This is a genomic window from Bacillus sp. BPN334, assembly GCF_008368885.1.
GTDB lineage: Bacteria > Bacillota > Bacilli > Bacillales > Bacillaceae_G > Bacillus_A > Bacillus_A wiedmannii.
Map to the genome: position 1 here is coordinate 297843 of NZ_QOZW01000010.1, position 18672 is coordinate 316514.

At 35.9% G+C, this 18672-nt stretch carries 16 protein-coding genes; 6 read left to right on the forward strand and 10 right to left on the reverse strand.

Features of this window, described 5'->3' with window-relative positions:
• Position 1 precedes the first annotated feature (1 nt).
• From DN393_RS16795 to DN393_RS16815, 5 genes are all read left to right on the forward strand, one after another.
• Positions 2–1024, forward strand: a complete 1023-nt coding sequence (locus DN393_RS16795; protein ID WP_000765337.1) for a sensor histidine kinase — start codon at positions 2–4, stop codon at positions 1022–1024.
• Positions 1025–1118: 94 nt separating this feature from the next.
• Complete coding sequence (locus DN393_RS16800; RefSeq protein ID WP_149173695.1) at positions 1119–3098, forward strand: FtsX-like permease family protein; 1980 nt, start codon at positions 1119–1121, stop codon at positions 3096–3098.
• Positions 3099–3166: 68 nt separating this feature from the next.
• Positions 3167–5122 (forward strand): ABC transporter permease, encoded by a 1956-nt coding sequence (locus DN393_RS16805; RefSeq protein ID WP_064474454.1) that lies wholly within the window; start codon positions 3167–3169, stop codon positions 5120–5122.
• Between the two features lie 20 nt (positions 5123–5142).
• Positions 5143–5895, forward strand: a complete 753-nt coding sequence (locus DN393_RS16810) for an ABC transporter ATP-binding protein (RefSeq protein WP_000393250.1) — start codon at positions 5143–5145, stop codon at positions 5893–5895.
• Positions 5892–7865, forward strand: coding sequence for an FtsX-like permease family protein (locus DN393_RS16815; RefSeq protein ID WP_000144957.1), 1974 nt, complete (start codon positions 5892–5894; stop codon positions 7863–7865). Before DN393_RS16810 ends, DN393_RS16815 begins: the two co-directional genes overlap by 4 nt.
• Before the next feature lie 54 nt (positions 7866–7919).
• On the opposite strand, the gene DN393_RS16820 is transcribed toward DN393_RS16815, so the two are convergent.
• From DN393_RS16820 to DN393_RS16850, 7 genes are all read right to left on the reverse strand, one after another.
• Positions 7920–8117 (reverse strand): YjcZ family sporulation protein, encoded by a 198-nt coding sequence (locus DN393_RS16820; protein WP_064474452.1) that lies wholly within the window; start codon positions 8115–8117, stop codon positions 7920–7922.
• Positions 8118–8285: 168 nt separating this feature from the next.
• The gene (gene gntP, locus DN393_RS16825; protein ID WP_088047692.1) at positions 8286–9611 is read right to left on the reverse strand and encodes a gluconate permease GntP; all 1326 of its coding nucleotides are present in this window, start codon (positions 9609–9611) and stop codon (positions 8286–8288) included.
• Between the two features lie 113 nt (positions 9612–9724).
• Positions 9725–10450 (reverse strand): GntR family transcriptional regulator, encoded by a 726-nt coding sequence (locus DN393_RS16830; RefSeq protein WP_149173696.1) that lies wholly within the window; start codon positions 10448–10450, stop codon positions 9725–9727.
• On the reverse strand, positions 10450–11466 hold the full coding sequence (locus tag DN393_RS16835; protein ID WP_098275300.1) for a sugar kinase: 1017 nt from the start codon (positions 11464–11466) through the stop codon (positions 10450–10452). The genes DN393_RS16830 and DN393_RS16835 overlap by 1 nt, the downstream gene beginning before the upstream one ends.
• Positions 11459–12214 carry a 2-dehydro-3-deoxy-phosphogluconate aldolase gene (dagF, locus tag DN393_RS16840; RefSeq protein WP_098850457.1) on the reverse strand — a complete coding sequence of 252 codons (756 nt, stop codon included), beginning with the start codon at positions 12212–12214 and terminating at the stop codon, positions 11459–11461. Before dagF ends, DN393_RS16835 begins: the two co-directional genes overlap by 8 nt.
• Before the next feature lies 1 nt (position 12215).
• Positions 12216–13319, reverse strand: coding sequence for a DgaE family pyridoxal phosphate-dependent ammonia lyase (locus DN393_RS16845; protein ID WP_098110804.1), 1104 nt, complete (start codon positions 13317–13319; stop codon positions 12216–12218).
• Positions 13297–14397 (reverse strand): amidohydrolase/deacetylase family metallohydrolase, encoded by a 1101-nt coding sequence (locus DN393_RS16850; RefSeq protein ID WP_149173697.1) that lies wholly within the window; start codon positions 14395–14397, stop codon positions 13297–13299. The genes DN393_RS16845 and DN393_RS16850 overlap by 23 nt, the downstream gene beginning before the upstream one ends.
• A 192-nt stretch (positions 14398–14589) precedes the next feature.
• On the opposite strand from DN393_RS16850, the gene DN393_RS16855 reads away from it, so the two are divergent.
• Positions 14590–15819: a translocation protein TolB gene (locus DN393_RS16855; protein ID WP_149173698.1), complete on the forward strand. Its 1230-nt coding sequence runs from the start codon at positions 14590–14592 to the stop codon at positions 15817–15819.
• A gap of 86 nt (positions 15820–15905) precedes the next feature.
• On the opposite strand, the gene DN393_RS16860 is transcribed toward DN393_RS16855, so the two are convergent.
• The 3 genes from DN393_RS16860 to DN393_RS16870 all read right to left on the reverse strand — a co-directional run bounded on the left by DN393_RS16860 (position 15906) and on the right by DN393_RS16870 (position 18646).
• The gene (locus DN393_RS16860; protein WP_064474444.1) at positions 15906–16766 is read right to left on the reverse strand and encodes a M15 family metallopeptidase; all 861 of its coding nucleotides are present in this window, start codon (positions 16764–16766) and stop codon (positions 15906–15908) included.
• Between the two features lie 91 nt (positions 16767–16857).
• Positions 16858–17955, reverse strand: coding sequence for a HAMP domain-containing sensor histidine kinase (locus tag DN393_RS16865; protein ID WP_064474443.1), 1098 nt, complete (start codon positions 17953–17955; stop codon positions 16858–16860).
• Positions 17948–18646: a response regulator transcription factor gene (locus DN393_RS16870; RefSeq protein WP_000790344.1), complete on the reverse strand. Its 699-nt coding sequence runs from the start codon at positions 18644–18646 to the stop codon at positions 17948–17950. The genes DN393_RS16865 and DN393_RS16870 overlap by 8 nt, the downstream gene beginning before the upstream one ends.
• Positions 18647–18672 lie beyond the last annotated feature (26 nt).

Here is an 18672-nt window from a genome sequence, read left to right on the forward strand (position 1 = left end):
CATGAAGCTATTTTTACGTGATCATTTTGCATTTTTTCTACTATACGTATTAAACTTCGGTATCATTTTCGTTCTTTATGATGCAGTAGATGGATTTCAAAATAATAAATTTTACTTCGTCGTTTTAAGTTTATATTTATTCATTTGTTTCCTCGCTTATCGTTACGTTCGCAATCGTAGAATGTACCATAGATTAAGTGAGCAACCAGAGAAAATGGAAGATGCGTTTATTGAAAGAGCAACTGCTCCGATGCCTCACGGTGTAAATGAACTCGTGCGCACGCAGTATCGTCTATTCCAAAAAGAACTACAATCGTATGAAGTAAAACAGCAAGAACATCAATTATTTATTAATCACTGGGTGCATCAAATGAAGACACCTGTTTCTGTTATGCAACTTATGGTGCTAGAAATGGAAGATGAACACTTGATTCCGAAATTCAAAAAAGAATTAGAACGATTAAATCAAGGACTCGATATGGCTTTATATATGGCAAGATTAAATAACTTCCATGAAGATTTCCATGTTGAGACGATTTCATTAAAAGATGCGGTAACAAAAAATATTAACGGATTAAAAGAACTATTCATTCGAAACGGAGTCTTCCCTGTTTTAGAAGTTCATTCCGATTTAAAAGTTGCTTCTGATGCGAAATGGCTAAAATTCATTATTTATCAGTTAATGACAAATGCCGTTCGTTACTCTGGTGAGCGCGGAAAGAAAGTTTTCTTATCTGCTTACCGAAACGGAAAAGATATTATTTTAGAAGTTCGTGATGAAGGTGTTGGTATCCCACAAGAAGATATTCGAAGAGTATTTGAACCTTTTTACACTGGAAAAAATGGTCGCGCATTCGGAGAATCTACTGGTATGGGACTTTATATTGTAAGTAAAATTTGTGATTATTTAGGTCACTCTGTGAAACTAGACTCTGAAGTTGGTAAAGGAACGACGATTAAAATCATCTTCCACAACGCTGCAAATAATCAAGCAGAGCATACAGAGAAGGTGACCGAAGCATGATCGGAACATATGCTAGCAAAATGTATGAGAACGCACTCTCATACATTTTTTGCAATAAAACTACATATTTGCCTTCTAGCGGGAGGTACATATTATGACATTTTGGCAGTTTGCCTTTAAAAATGTAACGCGTAATTCAAGAGCTTATTTTGCTTATTTCGTCAGCAGTTCCTTTTCAATTGCTGTTTTCTTTTCGTTTGCTGTTTACTTATTCCATCCAAAATTACAAAACTTTAGCATGAACGCTGAAATTTCAGGATTAATGATATTTTCAGAAGTTGTAATTGTATTTTTCTCTTTCTTCTTTTTACTATATTCCATTGGTACTTTTTTAAAAGTTAGAAAAAAACAATTCGGAGTTTTGACCGTTTTAGGTATATCGAGAAAGCAATTACATCGTCTCGTTTTTATGGAAAATATGTTAATCGGTATTTTATCTATCTTTTTCGGTATGCAGTTTGGACTTGTATTTTCACAATTTTTCTTATTAGTCACAGCAAAAATTACGCACGTCCCAGGCATATATTTATACTTGCCTATTAACGCCTTTATTTTAACGACTATCGTCTTCCTTAGTCTTTTTATCATTGTATCTACATTCACACCAATGCTTATTCGTACAAAAAAAGCGGTACGCCTTTTAAAAACAAATGACGGAAAACAAAAAGAAAAAAAACCGTCCATACTTGTTTCCTTATTTGGTGCGATTTGTTTATTAGGTGGTTATGCTTTAGCTGGAAATCCTAAATATTTCGTATCAGTAAGCCCGCAAATAGGTGTTATATATATGGTTTCAAGTATTTTTGTTATCCCAACGCTTGTTACAATTGGGACATATTTTTTCTTTTCACAAATTAGTTTTTTACTTATTTACATTTTAAAAACGAGAAGAAAGTTTTATATGAAACGGGTTAATATGCTTTGGATTTCTGATTTAGCAAGCCGTATTCGAACGAATATTAATATGCTTTTTATTGTAGCAATGCTCTCTACTATTGCTTTCACAATGATAACGTTCCTATATGGATTCGGGAAATTTGTTAAGCTAGAAGTTAATAGAATTTCTCCTTTCCCAATTTCTTATTTTTCTTATGATGCAAATCCTTTTGTTACTGAGCATTTAAACTGGCTTGAACACCAATTACAAAAAGAGCATTTTCCTTATGAGAAAATCAAAACTGATATATATGAAACACCACTAGAAGAAGATACAGGTGTAGCTATTTATAATGACGTATACGCAATTAAGCAAAGTGACTATAACAAACTTGCGGGTTCTTTACGAATGAAACAACTATTTATGGACAATAACGAAGCATACGTGTTAACAGGGACATCTTATATCACTATATTCAACGAATTTGAGCAAAGCTACAAAAGAGATTACATTACACTCTCTAGTACAAATACGAAATTAAAAGTAAAAGGCTATGAACATGTTAATGCGATTCCATCTGACTTTTCATATCAAACGATAGTTTTGCCTGATATTCACGTAAATAACTTACCTAACACGGTAAAGCATATATCAGCATACAATTACAAAATTCAAAACTGGGAACAGACATATAAAATAGCTGATGATTTTATAGAAAAAGTGCAAAAAGATCGAAATAACTCCCATTATGAAGGACCTCTTATTCGATCCTTTGAATCAGCAGGAACGTTATATAAAATAACGTCTGGTAGTGCCGCATTCTTCCTAATCGGGACATTTTTAGGAGTTATTTTCTTCATTGGAGCTGGTAGTGTTCTTTACTTTAGAATGTATACAGATTTGACGAATGAACAAGAGAAGTATATAACAATTTCTAAGATCGGTGTGACAGATGAAGAGATGAAACGATCTGCGACCATTCAGCTTAGTATTTTATTTTTCGTTCCTTACATTATGGCATCCATTCATACAATGTTTGCAACGAAAATGCTACAAGATGTAATTGGTTTATCTTTGTTCAAAGAAGTTTCAGCCGTTCTTATTATTTTTGGATTCGTTGAAGTTGTATTTTTCTTATTCATTCGTTCACTTTACATGCAAAAATTATCACAGTATACGAATGGACAAATTATTTAAAACAAACGTGATGAAAAGAGTATCTTTCATACTTTTTTCATCTTCACTTTATTAGGAGGCTTAGGTGAATGACATTTTGGCAGTTTGCATTTAAAAACGTGACTCGGAACGCCAGAGCTTATTTCGCCTATTTTGTAAGCAGTGCGTTTTCCATTGCTATTTTTTTCTCATTTGCAGTTTATTTATTTCATCCTAAATTGCATATGACAGACGTAAATGTTGCTCTGAACATATTAATGACAATTTCAGAAGTTGTCATTGTATTCTTTTCGTTTTTCTTTTTACTATATTCAATCGGTACTTTCTTAAAAGTACGAAAAAAGCAATTTGGGATTTTAACAGTACTTGGCATATCTCAAAAGCAATTAAAAAGACTCGTATTTCTAGAAAACATGCTAATTGGTGTTCTTTCCATATTTTTCGGCATTCAACTTGGACTTGTCTTTTCACAGTTCTTTCTATTAGTTACCGCCAAAATTACACATGTACCTGGTTTATATTTATATTGGCCGACGAGTGCTATTATTTTAACTACGATCATCTTTCTTGGACTCTTCATTCTCGTTTCATCTTTTACGCCGATGCTCATTCGGACGAGAAAGGCTGTACGTCTTTTAAAAGAAGGAACAAAGCAAAAAGAAAGAAAAGCATCCGTGCTCATCTCTCTATTTGGTGCGACATGTTTAATAACTGGATATGTATTAGCAGCAAATCCGTTATATTTTATGTCCCTAGGTGATATGATTGGAATCCTATATGCCGTCTCTAGCATATTCGTCATTCCTTCACTTGTTGCAGCTGGAACATATTTTTTCTTTTCACAAATTAGTTTTTTACTCATTCGTATATTAAAAACGCGAAGAACATTTTATATGAAGCGTACGAATATGCTTTGGATTTCTGATTTAGCAGCGCGCATTCGGACAAACATTAACATGCTCTTTATTGTAGCGATGCTATCAACACTCGCTTTTACTATGATTACATTCTTATACGGTTTTGGGAAATTTACAAAGTTTGATGCAATAAGACAAAACCCTTTCCCTTTTACGTATTTATCACATACTGAAAATACGTTAGCGGATGAACATTTAAATTGGTTAGAACAAAAATTTAATGAAGAGCACTTTACTTATAAAAAACTTAAAACGGATATATATGAAGTATCTTCGGCTGAAGAAAACCCAAAGCTCTATTATGCAATTAAACAAAGTGATTACAATATACTTGCTAAGGCGTTAAATTGGGAACATCTCAACGTGAAAAATAATGAATCTTATATCCTTATAAAAGACATAGATGATCAATTCATTGGCACAATTTATGATACAGAACGGAAAGATATTCTTACACTTACTCAAAACAGCCTACAGCTCCAAGTGAAAGAATATAAAAATTATAATCCTTTCCCAAACAGCTTAATCTCAACATTACTCGTATTATCTGATGCAAATGTAGAGGCATTATCATCAGCTTCAAAACAGATGAGTGTATATAGCTTTAAAGTTAACGAATGGGAAAAAGCACATAACATCGGTTCGGAATTTATAACAAAAATTATTAATGATAATGAAACGATCAAAGCTGAGCACCCACCATTCCATGCAAGTGAAGCAAGCGATTCTCTATACACAACTAAACTAAATGTCGCTTCGTTCTTCTTAATTGGTACTTTCTTAGGTGTTATTTTCTTTATTGGTGCTGGTAGTGTTCTTTACTTCAGGATGTATACAGATTTAACAAATGAGCAAGAAAAGTATGTAACGATTACAAAAATCGGTTTAACAGAAGCCGAAATGAAACGATCTGCTACCATTCAACTTGCGATTCTGTTCTTTGTTCCATACATTATGGCATCGATTCATACGATGTTTGCGACAAAGATGCTACAAGAAATATTACATCTCTCGTTCTTCGCTGAGATTACAGTCGTACTGATGATTTTTGGAACAGTTGAAGTTATATTTTTCCTTTTAATTCGTTCCTTCTATATGCAAAAATTATCACAACACATTAAGTTCTAAAGGATAGAAAGGTGATTACTATGGAAGAAGTATTACACATAAAAAATGTCTCAAAAGTGTATGAAGGAAAAGTCCCTCATACTGCTTTAAAAAATATAAATTTACATGTAGATAAAGGAGAATTTGTCGCTATCATGGGACCATCTGGTAGTGGTAAATCTACATTTTTAAACGTTATCTCTACAATTGATTCACCTACTTCTGGTGATGTCGTGATTAACGGAAAAAAACCGCACACATTTCGTAGAGAGAAGTTAGCTATTTTCCGCCGACAAGAGTTAGGATTTGTTTTCCAAAACTTTAACCTACTAGATACACTAACAATCGGTGAAAATATCGTACTACCTTTAACATTAGATAATGTTCCATTAAAAGAAATGGACGAAAAGCTTGATAACATTTCAAAAAAGCTTGGCATTGATCATATTTTAGACAAACGTATTTTTGAAGTTTCTGGGGGCCAAGCACAGCGTACCGCAGTAGCACGTGCTGTTATTCATCATCCGTCACTTCTACTTGCCGATGAACCAACAGGAAACTTAGATTCGAAAGCAGCGATCGATGTAATGGAGTTATTTACGAAGTTAAATAAAGAAGAAGATGCAACAATTTTAATGGTTACGCACGATCCATTTGCAGCAAGTTATTGTAACCGCGTCATTTTCATTAAAGATGGTGAGCTTTACAACGAACTACACCGCGGACTATATCGCGAGAAATTTTATCAAGAAATATTAGATGTTTTAGCATTATTAGGAGGGAGACGTGGATGACATTTTGGCAATTCGCATTTAAAAATGTCTCGCGTAATTCGAAAGCATATTTCGCCTACTTTGTAAGTAGTGCGTTTTCTATCATGGTTTTCTTTTCATTTACTGTATACGCGTATCACCCGCGGTTACAGAGTGTACAAAGCTTTCAAGAACGTGATCCTCTAATGAACTTAGCTAGTACGGCACAGCTTGTGATTGTTATGTTCTCGTTCTTCTTTCTCTTATATTCAATTGGAACATTTTTAAATGTACGGAAGCAGCAATTCGGGATACTCACAATTCTCGGTATCTCACAGAGACAATTAAAAAGACTGTTATTTACTGAAAACATGATGATCGGGATATTGTCCATCTTTATCGGTATACAAGGTGGCCTCGTGTTTTCTAACTTTTTCTTATTAGTCACTTCGAAATTAACAAGTGCGAAAGGCCTTTATTTATATTGGCCAACAGAGGCGATTATCGTTACAACCGTAACGTTTATCATTTTATTTTTAATCGTTTCTACGTTTACACCAATGTTTATTCGTACTCGAAAAACAGCCCACCTCATTAAAGGGAACAAGAAAATGCCAGCTGAAAAAAGACCATCTATACTCATCTCTTTATTCGCTTTAATTTGTTTAGGGCTATGCTATTATATCGCTGGTTATCCGCGAGGCTACGTAACGGAAAAAAATGTGCAAAATGGATCTGTCTTTTTTATTATGTTATCTATTTTACCACTCGTAGTAGTCGGGACATATTTATTCTTTTCACAAACATTTCTTCTTTTTATCTATATTTTAAAGAAGCGTAGAAAGTTTTATTTGAAACAAATAAATATGTTATGGATTTCGGACTTAGTTGCTCGTACCCGTAGTAATATTAACGTACTCTTTATCGTTTCTATGCTATCTGCACTTGCATTTACAATTATTATTGGGTTATTCGCCGCTAATAACAATACGAAGGCATCAGTACTAGAGCGATATCCCGTCCCCTTCACTTATACATCAGAAGGTGACAATTCCCTTGAGCAAAAGCATATTTCTACAATTGAAACGGAGCTTACAACTAGTAATTTTCAGTACAACAAATATAAGTTTACAGTCTTAAAAGATACAGCTTCAAAAGAAGATATTATGCTTATGAAGATGAGCGATTATAACGCAATCGCTCAACAATTGAAAAGACCGGAAATAACAATCGATTCTACAGAAGTGTATATTATTTCTCGCCACTCACCAGAACTTCTCGATCTCGTATCTAATCCATTTGCAAAGCAAAATACGATTACACTCGGATCTAATAAAAAAGAATTTCATATTAAAGGGTTTATTAATAAGGGAATAGAACCATCCTTTGCATTCCCACATTTAGCTGTCGTACAAGATTATGTATTTGATAATATGATTCCTCATATTGAAACAACCGTAATCTATAACTACTTCGTAGAAAACTGGGAAAATGCAATAGTTCCAACCAGAAATATGTTACGCGTTATTAGTGGTGATGCACGTGCGTTCTACGAAAAGCATACAGAAGAGAACGCTCAAGTTCCTTTCTTCATACATACGGCTACGGATGAACTCATTTACGGTAAAGGAAATGCAGTTGCTCAATTCTTTATTTGGGCATTTCTTGGTTTTATCTTCTTTATCGGTGCGGCTAGTGTCTTATATTTCCGTATGTATAATGACTTAACAACTGAAAAACAAAAGTATATTACGATTACAAAGCTTGGCTTAACTGAATTAGAAATGTTTCGCTCTGCAACCATTCAATTAGGAATTTTATTTTTTGTTCCGTATATCGTTGCTGGTGTTCACACGTTATTTGCGGTTAAGTTTTTACAAAGCATGTTTTCTTTCTCCTTACTAAAAGAGACATGTATCGTACTCACCTTTTTCGGGATTATCGAGATTATTTTCTTCTTCTTAATCCGTTCTCTGTACATTAATAAATTATCACAGCATATAAAAATATGAATAAAATGGCCTTGTGCGTATTGCACAAGGCCATTTTCAATAGTTTTTAAAAAATTAGCAGCAATATCCACCATAGCCGCCTGCGTAACCGCCGTAACCACCATAACCACAACCGCCTCCGCCTCCGCCGAAGCAGCTAGCACCGATGATAATTAATAAAATAAACAATACGATTAGAAGCGCAAAACCGCCTCCGCAACCATGGTTTCTGCGGTTACAATCATCATGTCTGTGTTCACACTTTTCGCTCATTACTCTATTCCTCCTTTAGTATCATTCATAACAAGTTCACCTTGCTCTAAATGAGGGGATTCCATTTATAGTATGTTTTCAGGGCGAATAGGAAGCTTGGCTTACCTAAAAACGGGCTTGTTTTTGGAAATGGGCTTCATCAAAAAAAGATACCAATTAAGGTATCTTCTAAATAAAAGTATTTAATAAAAGCGCAAAGCCAAATGCAATAAATGATAACAATGTCTCAAGTACCGTCCACGTTTTAAACGTTTCCTTCACCGTTAATCCTAAATACTCTTTTACAAGCCAAAACCCTGCATCATTTACGTGAGAAAACATTAATGATCCTGCACCTGTTGCTATAACGAGCAATTCTAAATTTACACCTGACATGTGCTGAATAACTGGTGAAACAATCCCTGCTGCTGTCGTTAATGCTACTGTCGCTGAACCTGTTGCAATTCGAATTAATCCAGCTACCATAAAAGCTAACACAATTGGTGATAACGCTATATGTTCTGCCATTTGGGCAATCGCTGTTCCAACGCCGCTTTCAATTAATATTTGTTTAAATCCACCGCCTGCACCAATAATTAAAATAATGGAACCGACCGGTAATAAACTGTCATCCGTTAATTTTTTAATCATCTTTTTATTAATTCCTTGTCTTATTCCAAGTAAATAGAACGCTGCGAAACATGAAATAAGTAAAGCAATTACTGGGCTCCCTATAAATACGAAAAATTCAGTTATCTTTTTCGGTAATGAAATATATGGTGCAACTACTGATAAAATCATTAATACAACCGGTAATAAAATAATAAAGAATGAAACTTTACGACTTGGTAAATCAGTTGATACTGTCGTAACTCGAACAAGCTCTGGTTCATTTTCAGGTATAACCCTTTTATGTACCCACTTTGCAAATATAGGTCCTGCGATAATGGCTGTTGGTAACGCGATAATTAATGAATATAAAAGTACCTTTCCTAAGTTCGCGTTATAAATACCGATTGCTGTCATCGCCCCTGGATGTGGCGGTACGAGCCCATGCACAATAGATAATCCAGCAATAACAGGTAACGCAATTAATAATATATTTTGCTTCGTCGTTTTTCGAATGGAAATAACAAGTGGTAATAAAATGACAATCCCCACTTCAAAAAATACCGGAATCCCTATAACAAATCCTGCAAATAACATAGCCCAAGGTAGTTTCTTCACACCGAAAAATCGAATAAAGAAATCTGCCACTTGCATGCCGGCCCCTGAATCGGACATCATTTTTCCTAAAATTGTTCCGAGAGCTAAAATACCAACTAAATGCCCTAGTACACTACCAACACCAGTTTCATAGGCGGTCACTATTTTCGTTAAATTCAGTCCAGACATGATGGCTAAAAATAAACTCGCAACTGTTAAACTAATAAATGCATGCCATTTCCACCATGATACCCCTAAAATAACAATCGCGATTGCAAGTAACGTGACGATTAATAAGTATATATCCATCTCTCATTCCCCTTACTTTTCCCCCGTATTTGTGGACAGTAAACACCTAATTGGTGCGGGATGAACCCAATTAAAGTTTCACTTTATAAAAAAAGAGGGCGAATACCCTCTTTTTATACGTCATAATTCACTACATAATACTGCATTTCTGTGTTGTAGTAGCCTTCGCTATATTCAATTACTTCGCCAACTTCATCGTAAGAATAACGCATACGTTTTAATAGCGCTGTCCCCTCTATTTCACCTAACGCTTCTGCAACGAAACTAGGCGCGAGTCCAACTGCGAATTCATCTCTGAAGTTTTCTAAATGTATACCTCGGTCTTCAACTAAATCATAAAGCGATTGTAAATCAAAGTCCGATAAATCTGTACTTGCCATGTGTGCTGAGAAATAGTGCGTATAATGAATGTACGGTGCATCATTTAACGTATATAAACGTTCGATACGAAAACTCTCCTTACCGAATAATCGAAATGGCACTGTTCCTTCTTCATTATGAACGACTTCTGCTTTTAGTAATTTCTTTTGTACTTTATATCCTTCTTCCACTAACACTTCTGTAAATTTCTTTCCCTTTGACAACTTTGTCGCAGAAGTATTACGGATGACTTTCGTTCCTTTACCGCTTTTCTTTTCCAAATATCCTTCTTGAGCAAGTTCTTTAATCGCATTACGCACTGTAATTTTACTCACTTTGAACTCTTCTTCTAACTGCGGTTCGGAAGGAATATTCGTATGAATCGCATATACACCATGCAATATTCGATCACGAATAATATTTTTTATTTGTAAATATAATGGTCCTTTTTTCCTCGTTACGTTCACCGTTACACCCACTACCTTTCTACATCACCTACTGATGCCGTCATTGCCCGAAGTATATCCTTCTCTGATGACATTGGCGTATCACCGACGATTGTATGTGCAAGCATTCCAGCTGCTGACGCAAATGAAACAGCTTTCTCTGGTGCAAACTCTTCTATCTCGCCATGAATAATCCCGCTCGTATAAGCATCTCCAGCACCTATTCTATCATATACAGAAAACGTAAGTGTTTTTGCAAAAGTGAACGCACCATCTTTACATATAAACCCGCGAAGCGAGTGTGTATTATCGCTATTAATAGAGCGATGTGTACCAGCAATTGTAGCAATATGATATGTTTCAGCCACTTTCGGAATAAGATCAACAAGTTGCGCCTCTCGCTCTGTCTCTTCTGTTTTCATTCCAAGAACGAACATTGCATCTTTTTCATTCATCATAACGATATCAGCAAGAGCTAGCATTTCTTCATAATGCGGTTTCGCCTGCTCATATCCATCCTCTCCCCAAAGAGATGGACGATAATTGCAATCAAAAACGACAGTGCCTCCGCTTTCTTTAACTGCTTTCGCTAAAGATTTCATATGATGGCGCACCGTATCATTCATCGCAAGTGTAATGCCGCAAAAATGAACGATATCAATTTCCTTGGCGATTTCTTCAAATTGATACATCTCTTCACATGCCGTATTAAAGCTACTTTCTAATCGATTTGAATATGTAACGCGGCTTGCACGTGCTCCAAATCCATTTTCTAAAAAGTACATGCCAACATATTTACCGCCTCTTGAAATAAACGGTGCCTGAATGCCTAATTTTTGAATGTGCGATACCGCAGCATCTCCAATCGAGTTTTCCGGTAAAGTTGAAATAAGAAACCCTTCATGCCCTAGATGAGAAAGCGCTGCTGCAACATTCACACCTGTACCAGAAAATGAGTAATTTAATGTGTTAGCTTGTGACAACAATTCATATCCTGGTACTTGCAGGCGCATCATTACTTCGCCAAATGCTGCAATTTTCTTACGCATATTGATCAACTAGCTTCTTCACTACCGCTAATAACTCACGAACATCTTCTGTTTTCGTATTACCAGTTTCTTTATCAATAATAGAAGAGTACACGTGCGGGATAACTTGCTCTACATTTGCATCTAATGCGATACGTACAATTGTTTCAAAGTTTTCTTTATCAATTCCGCCTGTTGGCTCTAATGCAAAGCCTTCTTCCGCACATGCTTTCGCAACTGCGCGATATTCTTCTTCATGCGCTAATCCTTTCATTGGGAAGTATTTCAATGAATTTCCGCCCATATCACGTACAAGTGCGATTGCTGTTTTAATTGGAACGATTGCTTTTTCTTCTCCAGCTGCACTAATTGGACCAGTAGAAATATTTACGTACCCTACTTTTCCTGTTGGTGATACTAAACTATTAATCCAGCTATCTTTTCCGCCAAGGTTTGCACGTGTCGCTCCAACTGAAGGGAACACTTGGTTAATATGACTACCAGGATAATGCTTCGCAATTTCAGCTACAACTGCCGCTTGGCGATTATCTCCTGCTCCTAGTCCGATTGATACAGCGTCATCAATTTCTTTTCCGTATGCTTTCATTGCAGTTACTGCTTCTTCTACTGTTGGATAGTCTTTTGATAACACTCCCACTACTACATAACCTTCTGCCGCTTCAAAAATGTCTTTTGCATTTTCGATATTGTTTGCTAATACATTTAATGCTACACGGCCTTTATAAAAACGTTTTTGAATGTTTGTCATTTTAGTTTCCCCCTACAATTTCTCTCATTTTTTCTTCAATTACATGTATGTCATCACCTTGAAGTGGACGTGGGTCAATGTCAAAGAATCCTTGTCTTACTCCATAATCACGTGTGTAAATTGCGATTTCCCCTTCGCGTAATGCTGTTACAACGTCTTTTGCTGATTTATTTAACTCTTTCTCGTTAATATGAATACGCGCTCTAAAGATTGCTCTTCCTGCTTCATCTTGAACGATCGTTACATTTACACCATTTAATTCTTTTAGCGGCATAAGTACTTGTAATAACTCTTTTTCTTGCTGGCTCTTATCTTCTTTTACTCCGTACTCATCCAGCGCTTGAAGTAAACCGAAAGTCGTTTCTTTCCCAACTTTCATACTTCTTCCGATGCAATGTAATTGTACTTTCAGCCACTCGATATATTTTCGTTTACCGCCGACAATACCAGAAGTAGGTCCTTCAATTGCCTTTGAACCGCTATAAATGGCAAGGTCTGCATACTTCACATACTTTTGAATATCCTCTTCAGCTGCCGCATCGACGATAAGTGGTACGTTATTTCGCTGCGCAACTTCCCATGCTTCTTCAACAGAAATCATATTTTTTTGCACGGCATGATGGGATTTCACATATAGAATCGCTGCTGTATTTTCACCAATCGCATCTTCAATATGCTCTGCTTTCCCTTCATTTGCGTAACCCACTTCAACAAGCTTACCGCCGCCTAAATAAATCATCGTTTCAACAGGAGCACCATATTGAACGTTATGACCTTTTAACATAATCACTTCGTTTTTCGCGATGACCTCTTGATGAAGTCTTTCACTTTTACGACGGTTTCCTTCTGTAACGATACCAGCGATAGAAAGCGCAATTCCGCTTGATGCTGAATTTACAACAACTGCTGCCTCTGAATCTAGAATTCTCGCAATATGGTCTCCCGCTTTATCTACTAAATCAGCAATTTCCACATAATTTTGTCCACCATGTTTCATCGCATCCATAACTGTATCTGTAGGAGCGGATACACCTAAAATACTCATTCTACCGCTCGCATTAATCACTCTTTTTAATCCGTACTTAGCATTCAATGAATGACCCATTGATTACAACCCCTTTCGTATCAATTCTTCTTTCAGCAATGCCCTGATCCCCTTCTGAATCAATTAACGTAATCGGTTCATCTTTCACCGTAAATAAAGTTAAGTTTGCAATATCGCCTTCTTGAATACGGCCAAGCTCTGGTTTCTTCAGCCACTCTGCCGCATTTTTCGTCACCGCATTTATTACTTCTTCTAGCGGATACCCTAAGTAAAGGAATTTCGAAAGAACGTGAGCCATACTATACACTGGACCGTCTATACGATTCTTCCGGTAAATGTCTGTACTAATTGTATTAAAGGCAATACCGTGACGCTTCGACGCTTCTGCTACTTTAAAAGAAAAACTAGCATTACCGTGACCAACATCTAAATGAACACCGCGCTTCACTGCATCTATTAATACAGGTAGCGGTTTGCCTTCTTCATCAAATAAATTATTTTCTTTCCCGTTTAAGTAATGTGTAATCACATCATCTTTTTCTAAAAGAGGTACAACTTCCTCAATGCGAGGGGGGGCTGAACCGATATGTACCATAATCGGCAATGATGTTTCACGAGATAACGAGCGTGCAACATGAAGCGGTTCAATTCCGCTGTCACAAACGACACTTTTACTCATTCTCGCCTTTAACCCAACGATTACATCTTTATACTTTTCTACTGATTCTATTACTTTCTCTTTATCTATCCATTCCATATTGGATAATTCATCAATTCGTTTCAAACCGATGCGAGAAATATTTAAAAAGGCAAATAAATTCGTTTTTGCCTGCTCTCTACTTTGTACTAAATCTGCAATGCGATCAGCTCCGCAGCTACCCGCATCAACAATTGTCGTTACCCCTTGCTTAACGCCAATTTCATCCACCTCATCGCCATACGGATCAAACTCTGGAAAAGCATGAACGTGTAAATCAATCCAGCCACTCGATACGTAAGTACCTGAGTAATCAAGAACCTTTCCACCCTCGCCAGCACCAGCTTTCGTCACCTCTGCGATTTTATTATTTTCAATTACAATGTCAATCTCTTCCCCGTTCACACGTTTCACATTACGTAGTACGAATCGTTCTGTCATTGTATTTCCACCCTTTTCTATAAGAAGCCATAAGAATACGCTTACATTAAAGTTTCATTTTATATCTCTTTCACACGTTTAGCGTAACACAAAAAAAGGGAGAAGTAAATATAACGTTATAATGTTTGATTTTATATTAAAATGAGAGTTTCCATTACATATTCGGACAACCTATAAGCAGGAGGGATATTCATGGGATTTCGAATTTTATTATTTATAATTTTAATCACTTTGTCTATATCAACAACGGTTAGCGCAGCCCCTCCATCACTCACGGCTGCATTTATCCGGGACCATCAGCTATGGATAAAGACAGGAAATCAAGAAATACAAATCACAAAAAATCGATATGTGTATTCTCCAAAATGGTCTTATGACGGTAGGTTTATTGGCTATATTGATAGTGATGAAGCGGGTAAAGAATCTAACTTATTCATCTATGATACGGAAGATAAAATAAACTATCAGCCTTATGTAAGAGTCGTAACATCTGACTTTAAGTGGTCACCAAACAAAAATCAATTGGCTTACACTGATCAAGGTTTATTAAACGTTACAAAAATTAAAAACGGTCACCCACAAGATTTTGAAAATGTATCACTTGGGGTTAGTGATTTCGAATGGTTCCCGAACGGAAAGGAATTTATCGTCTCCTCACAATCCTGCTTGCGTCCGACCGGATGGGGCAAGATTCCACTTTATAAAATACCAGTCGATGCAAATCTTGCTAAAGATAAAATAAAGCCTTTTTATACGATTCAAACAAATGAAACTGATTTATTTGCGATTAACACTAACTATTTCAAGTGGAGTTCTGATGGAAAGTGGCTTAGTTTTTTGGCTAGTCCTACTGCCTCCTTAGCAATGGATAGCAATACATTATGTGTTATCTCATCAAAAGGGAAACACTTTCGAACGATTGGTAACATGCTATGGTTCAAAGACTGGATGAAGTGGGCTCCATCAGCCAATCAACTGGCCTATATTTCAGGAGAAGGAAGATTTTTTGTAGAAAATAAAAAATTTACAGTTGCAGACATGGTAATAGCAAAACAACAAAAGGTCTACACACCTGTCGGTTATGTAGACCTTGATTTAGAATGGTTTTCACCAAACAAAGTGGTTGTGGCTCGTGCAAAAGAAAATAAGGCGTGGAAAGAAGGCCTTGTTTCGACGATGTTTACAACACTTTATATGATCAATATAAAAACAGAAGAACAGAAACAAATCTCGTTCCCAAAACAGAATGAACGTGATGAAGACCCTCAAGTTATTCGCCCTTATCTTACTTGGCTTCGCAAGAAAACAAATGAATATAAAGGCGATGTCTGGGTGAAGGATAGCTTACATAGTCAGGAGTATATATGGCTGAAGAATGTTGATGAGGCTCCGACTTTTTTTACTCTGACTAAACTTCATTGAAAATATGTTAATTACAATCCTAGTCATATAAAAATTTGTACCTGTTCCTCTATTTTGATTCTCCCGCATGGGAGAATCAAAATGATCTATTCCTGAACCGTCACAATAACCCCATCCATATTGTTGCCCGAAATTTCATACTGCTTATCCGCTGGAACATTCACTTTCCTATTCCCGGACACTTTATAATAAGAAACCGTATATTTCTTACCTTCCACATCGGTTGTGATTTCTTTTTTCTCTTTTAAGAAGTCCAAATATTCCTCTAATGTAATTTTCTCTTTTTGCATAATCGCACTATGAGGTAATCCGACATAACGTATATGCCACGGCTCATATTGAATGCCTGTAATATGACTTTTATTTTTCGGATAACGTAAAACAAAGCCATGCTTCCATACGTTCTCTTCAATCCACTTTCCTTCAGGGGCTCTCTCCATTTTCTTTTGCGTAGATCCAACATCCAGTGATAATCCTAAATTATGTTCACTATATCCTGCTGGAAGTGCATAATCAGAGCCCATTTTTTCATATAACTTTTCTTGCTCATTAAAATCTCGATATCCGCTATTCATTAAAAAATGCTGTACACCATCTTTCCCAGCTGCATCGACAACGTTCAAAAACTTGCTCACAACATCCTTTGATAAACGAAGATTTCTATCAAATATCACATAGCCTCTTACTAATTCACTATTGTGATTTACATTTATAATATCGGATCTAATACTATCTTTTTTAACGGGGTAATCTTTATTAACTAATAATAGATTACCTTTATAAACTTGTTCTTTTGTAACCTCTACCTTTTCAATATTCGCCGATTTTACCTTATTATCTTTTCCCGCAATTTTAACATCGATCTCCTTTTGAAATAACGGTGATATATAAAAGCCTACACAGACTGTACATAATATAAAAAGAGAAATAAATACCCACTTTTTCATTTCTAGTTCCTCCTTAACGTGACTTACGTATAGAATAGAAAAAACTATTAAAATAAAAAGTGGGGTAAAGTTTAAATTTTTATTAAATTGCTTAGCTTTCTTCTTTTGGTAATCTTACTTCAAATATCGTTCTAATTACATTACTTTCAGCAGAAATCTTCCCATCATGCTGTTCAACAATATTTTTCGCGATAAATAAACCAAGGCCTGTACTACCTTGTTGCTCTGACCTTGCTTTATCACCTGTATAAAACATATCAAAAAGATACGGTAAATCTTCTTCCGGAATGCTATCTCCGTAATTAATAATTTGTACGACTACCTCTTCACTCTCAATATATGCGTTCACATCGACAAACTTTCCATCATACCCGTAACGAATCGCGTTCGTTAAAAGATTTTCAAATACCCTCGCTAATAATTTTCCATCACCGCTAATAGGTAAATAAGAATCCATGTTCAATCTCGCTTCTAAACCCTTTTTCTCTAATAACGGATACAATTCTTCCTCTAACTGTATAAGCAATTCACTTATATCAATTGGTCTTTTGTCCAGCTGCAACATCCCATAATTCATTCTCGTAATTTCAAATAATTCATCAATTAAACTTTCCAGCCTTTCGGATTTCGTAAAAGCGATTGTGGAAAAATGTTTAATTTGTTCTTTCGTCAAATTTTCATCTTTAAGAATTAAATCTAAATAACCTAAAACAGATGTTAACGGCGTTCTTAAATCGTGAGCTAAGTTAACAATAAGCTGGTCTTTACTACTTTCCGCAAAGTCTCCTCGTTCCACTGCTTCCTTTAATTTTTCACTCGCTACATTTATTTCACGTGCGATATATCCAAACTCATCATTTGATGAAACGTGCACTTCATTTGTAAAATCTCCGTTCGCCAAATGGTGAATCCCGTTTGAAATCTCATCAAAATATTTTACATAAGGCCTAGTAAGGAAGAAGAAAAACATAATAGACAGAGGGATAAAAATAATTAAAAAGAAATTAACATCCCCAATTTGTCTTATCATTGAACGGAATTGGGCTAATGGATCTTCAAAACGAACGACTAATTTATAGTAGATCCGTAAGCCTTCATAAATGATATACGTTACCCCACCAGCTAATATCATACTTAACGCAAATAGCATAACCATCTTCGAGCGAAAGCTTCTCATCTTTTTAGCCATTGAAAGTATACCCTACTCCCCACACTGTTTTTATTAACTTATTCTTTCTTTTATCTTCTCCAAGTTTTTTCCGCAGTGTACGAATATGTACCATAACTGTATTTCCACTTTCATAATAACCTTCAGCCCATACTTGCTGAAAAATATTTTCCACATTGTACACTTTCTTCGGATGGCTCGCTAATAAATATAAAATATCAAACTCTTTCGGTGTTAATTCAACTTGTTCTCCGTACACATTTACTGTTCTTCGCTCAGGATCAATAACAACTCCGCCTACCTCTAAAGCAGATTTATTCTCCGCTACTTTCGGCTGATTTAACGTAAGAAATCGGCGTAATTGTGCATTTACACGTGCAACTAATTCAATCGGTGTAAAAGGTTTCGTCATATAATCATCTGCACCTAATACTAAACCTGTCACCTTATCAAAATCAGACGTTTTCGCACTTAAGAAAATGATTGGCATATGATGCTTCGCGCGAATTTGGCGCGTCACTTCATAACCATCCATTTTTGGCATCATAATATCTAAAACCACTAAGTCGATTGGCTGCGTTTTAATAACATGAATTGCCTCTTCTCCATCAGCTGCCTTCACGACGTGGTAACCTTCTTTTTCTAAATGTATCTCAATTAAATCAGCAATTTCTGCCTCATCATCCGCTATTAAAATTGAAATGTTCTTCATTTTACTCCCCCTTGTATACGCTCGAT

Excerpts from the sequence above, each read along its gene's own strand:
- DN393_RS16795 (WP_000765337.1), top strand. The coding sequence starts at position 2 with ATGAAGCTATTTTTACGTGATCATTTTGCATTTTTTCTACTATACGTA.
- DN393_RS16845 (WP_098110804.1), bottom strand. The coding sequence starts at position 13,319 with ATGGGTCATTCATTGAATGCTAAGTACGGATTAAAAAGAGTGATTAAT.
- DN393_RS16870 (WP_000790344.1), bottom strand. The coding sequence starts at position 18,646 with ATGAAGAACATTTCAATTTTAATAGCGGATGATGAGGCAGAAATTGCT.
- DN393_RS16855 (WP_149173698.1), top strand. The coding sequence starts at position 14,590 with ATGGGATTTCGAATTTTATTATTTATAATTTTAATCACTTTGTCTATA.
- DN393_RS16835 (WP_098275300.1), bottom strand. The coding sequence starts at position 11,466 with ATGCGTAAGAAAATTGCAGCATTTGGCGAAGTAATGATGCGCCTGCAA.
- DN393_RS16820 (WP_064474452.1), bottom strand. The coding sequence starts at position 8,117 with ATGAGCGAAAAGTGTGAACACAGACATGATGATTGTAACCGCAGAAAC.
- DN393_RS16800 (WP_149173695.1), top strand. The coding sequence starts at position 1,119 with ATGACATTTTGGCAGTTTGCCTTTAAAAATGTAACGCGTAATTCAAGA.
- DN393_RS16805 (WP_064474454.1), top strand. The coding sequence starts at position 3,167 with ATGACATTTTGGCAGTTTGCATTTAAAAACGTGACTCGGAACGCCAGA.
- DN393_RS16860 (WP_064474444.1), bottom strand. The coding sequence starts at position 16,766 with ATGAAAAAGTGGGTATTTATTTCTCTTTTTATATTATGTACAGTCTGT.
- DN393_RS16865 (WP_064474443.1), bottom strand. The coding sequence starts at position 17,955 with ATGGCTAAAAAGATGAGAAGCTTTCGCTCGAAGATGGTTATGCTATTT.
- DN393_RS16850 (WP_149173697.1), bottom strand. The coding sequence starts at position 14,397 with ATGACAGAACGATTCGTACTACGTAATGTGAAACGTGTGAACGGGGAA.
- dagF (WP_098850457.1), bottom strand. The coding sequence starts at position 12,214 with ATGACAAACATTCAAAAACGTTTTTATAAAGGCCGTGTAGCATTAAAT.
- gntP (WP_088047692.1), bottom strand. The coding sequence starts at position 9,611 with ATGGATATATACTTATTAATCGTCACGTTACTTGCAATCGCGATTGTT.
- DN393_RS16815 (WP_000144957.1), top strand. The coding sequence starts at position 5,892 with ATGACATTTTGGCAATTCGCATTTAAAAATGTCTCGCGTAATTCGAAA.
- DN393_RS16810 (WP_000393250.1), top strand. The coding sequence starts at position 5,143 with ATGGAAGAAGTATTACACATAAAAAATGTCTCAAAAGTGTATGAAGGA.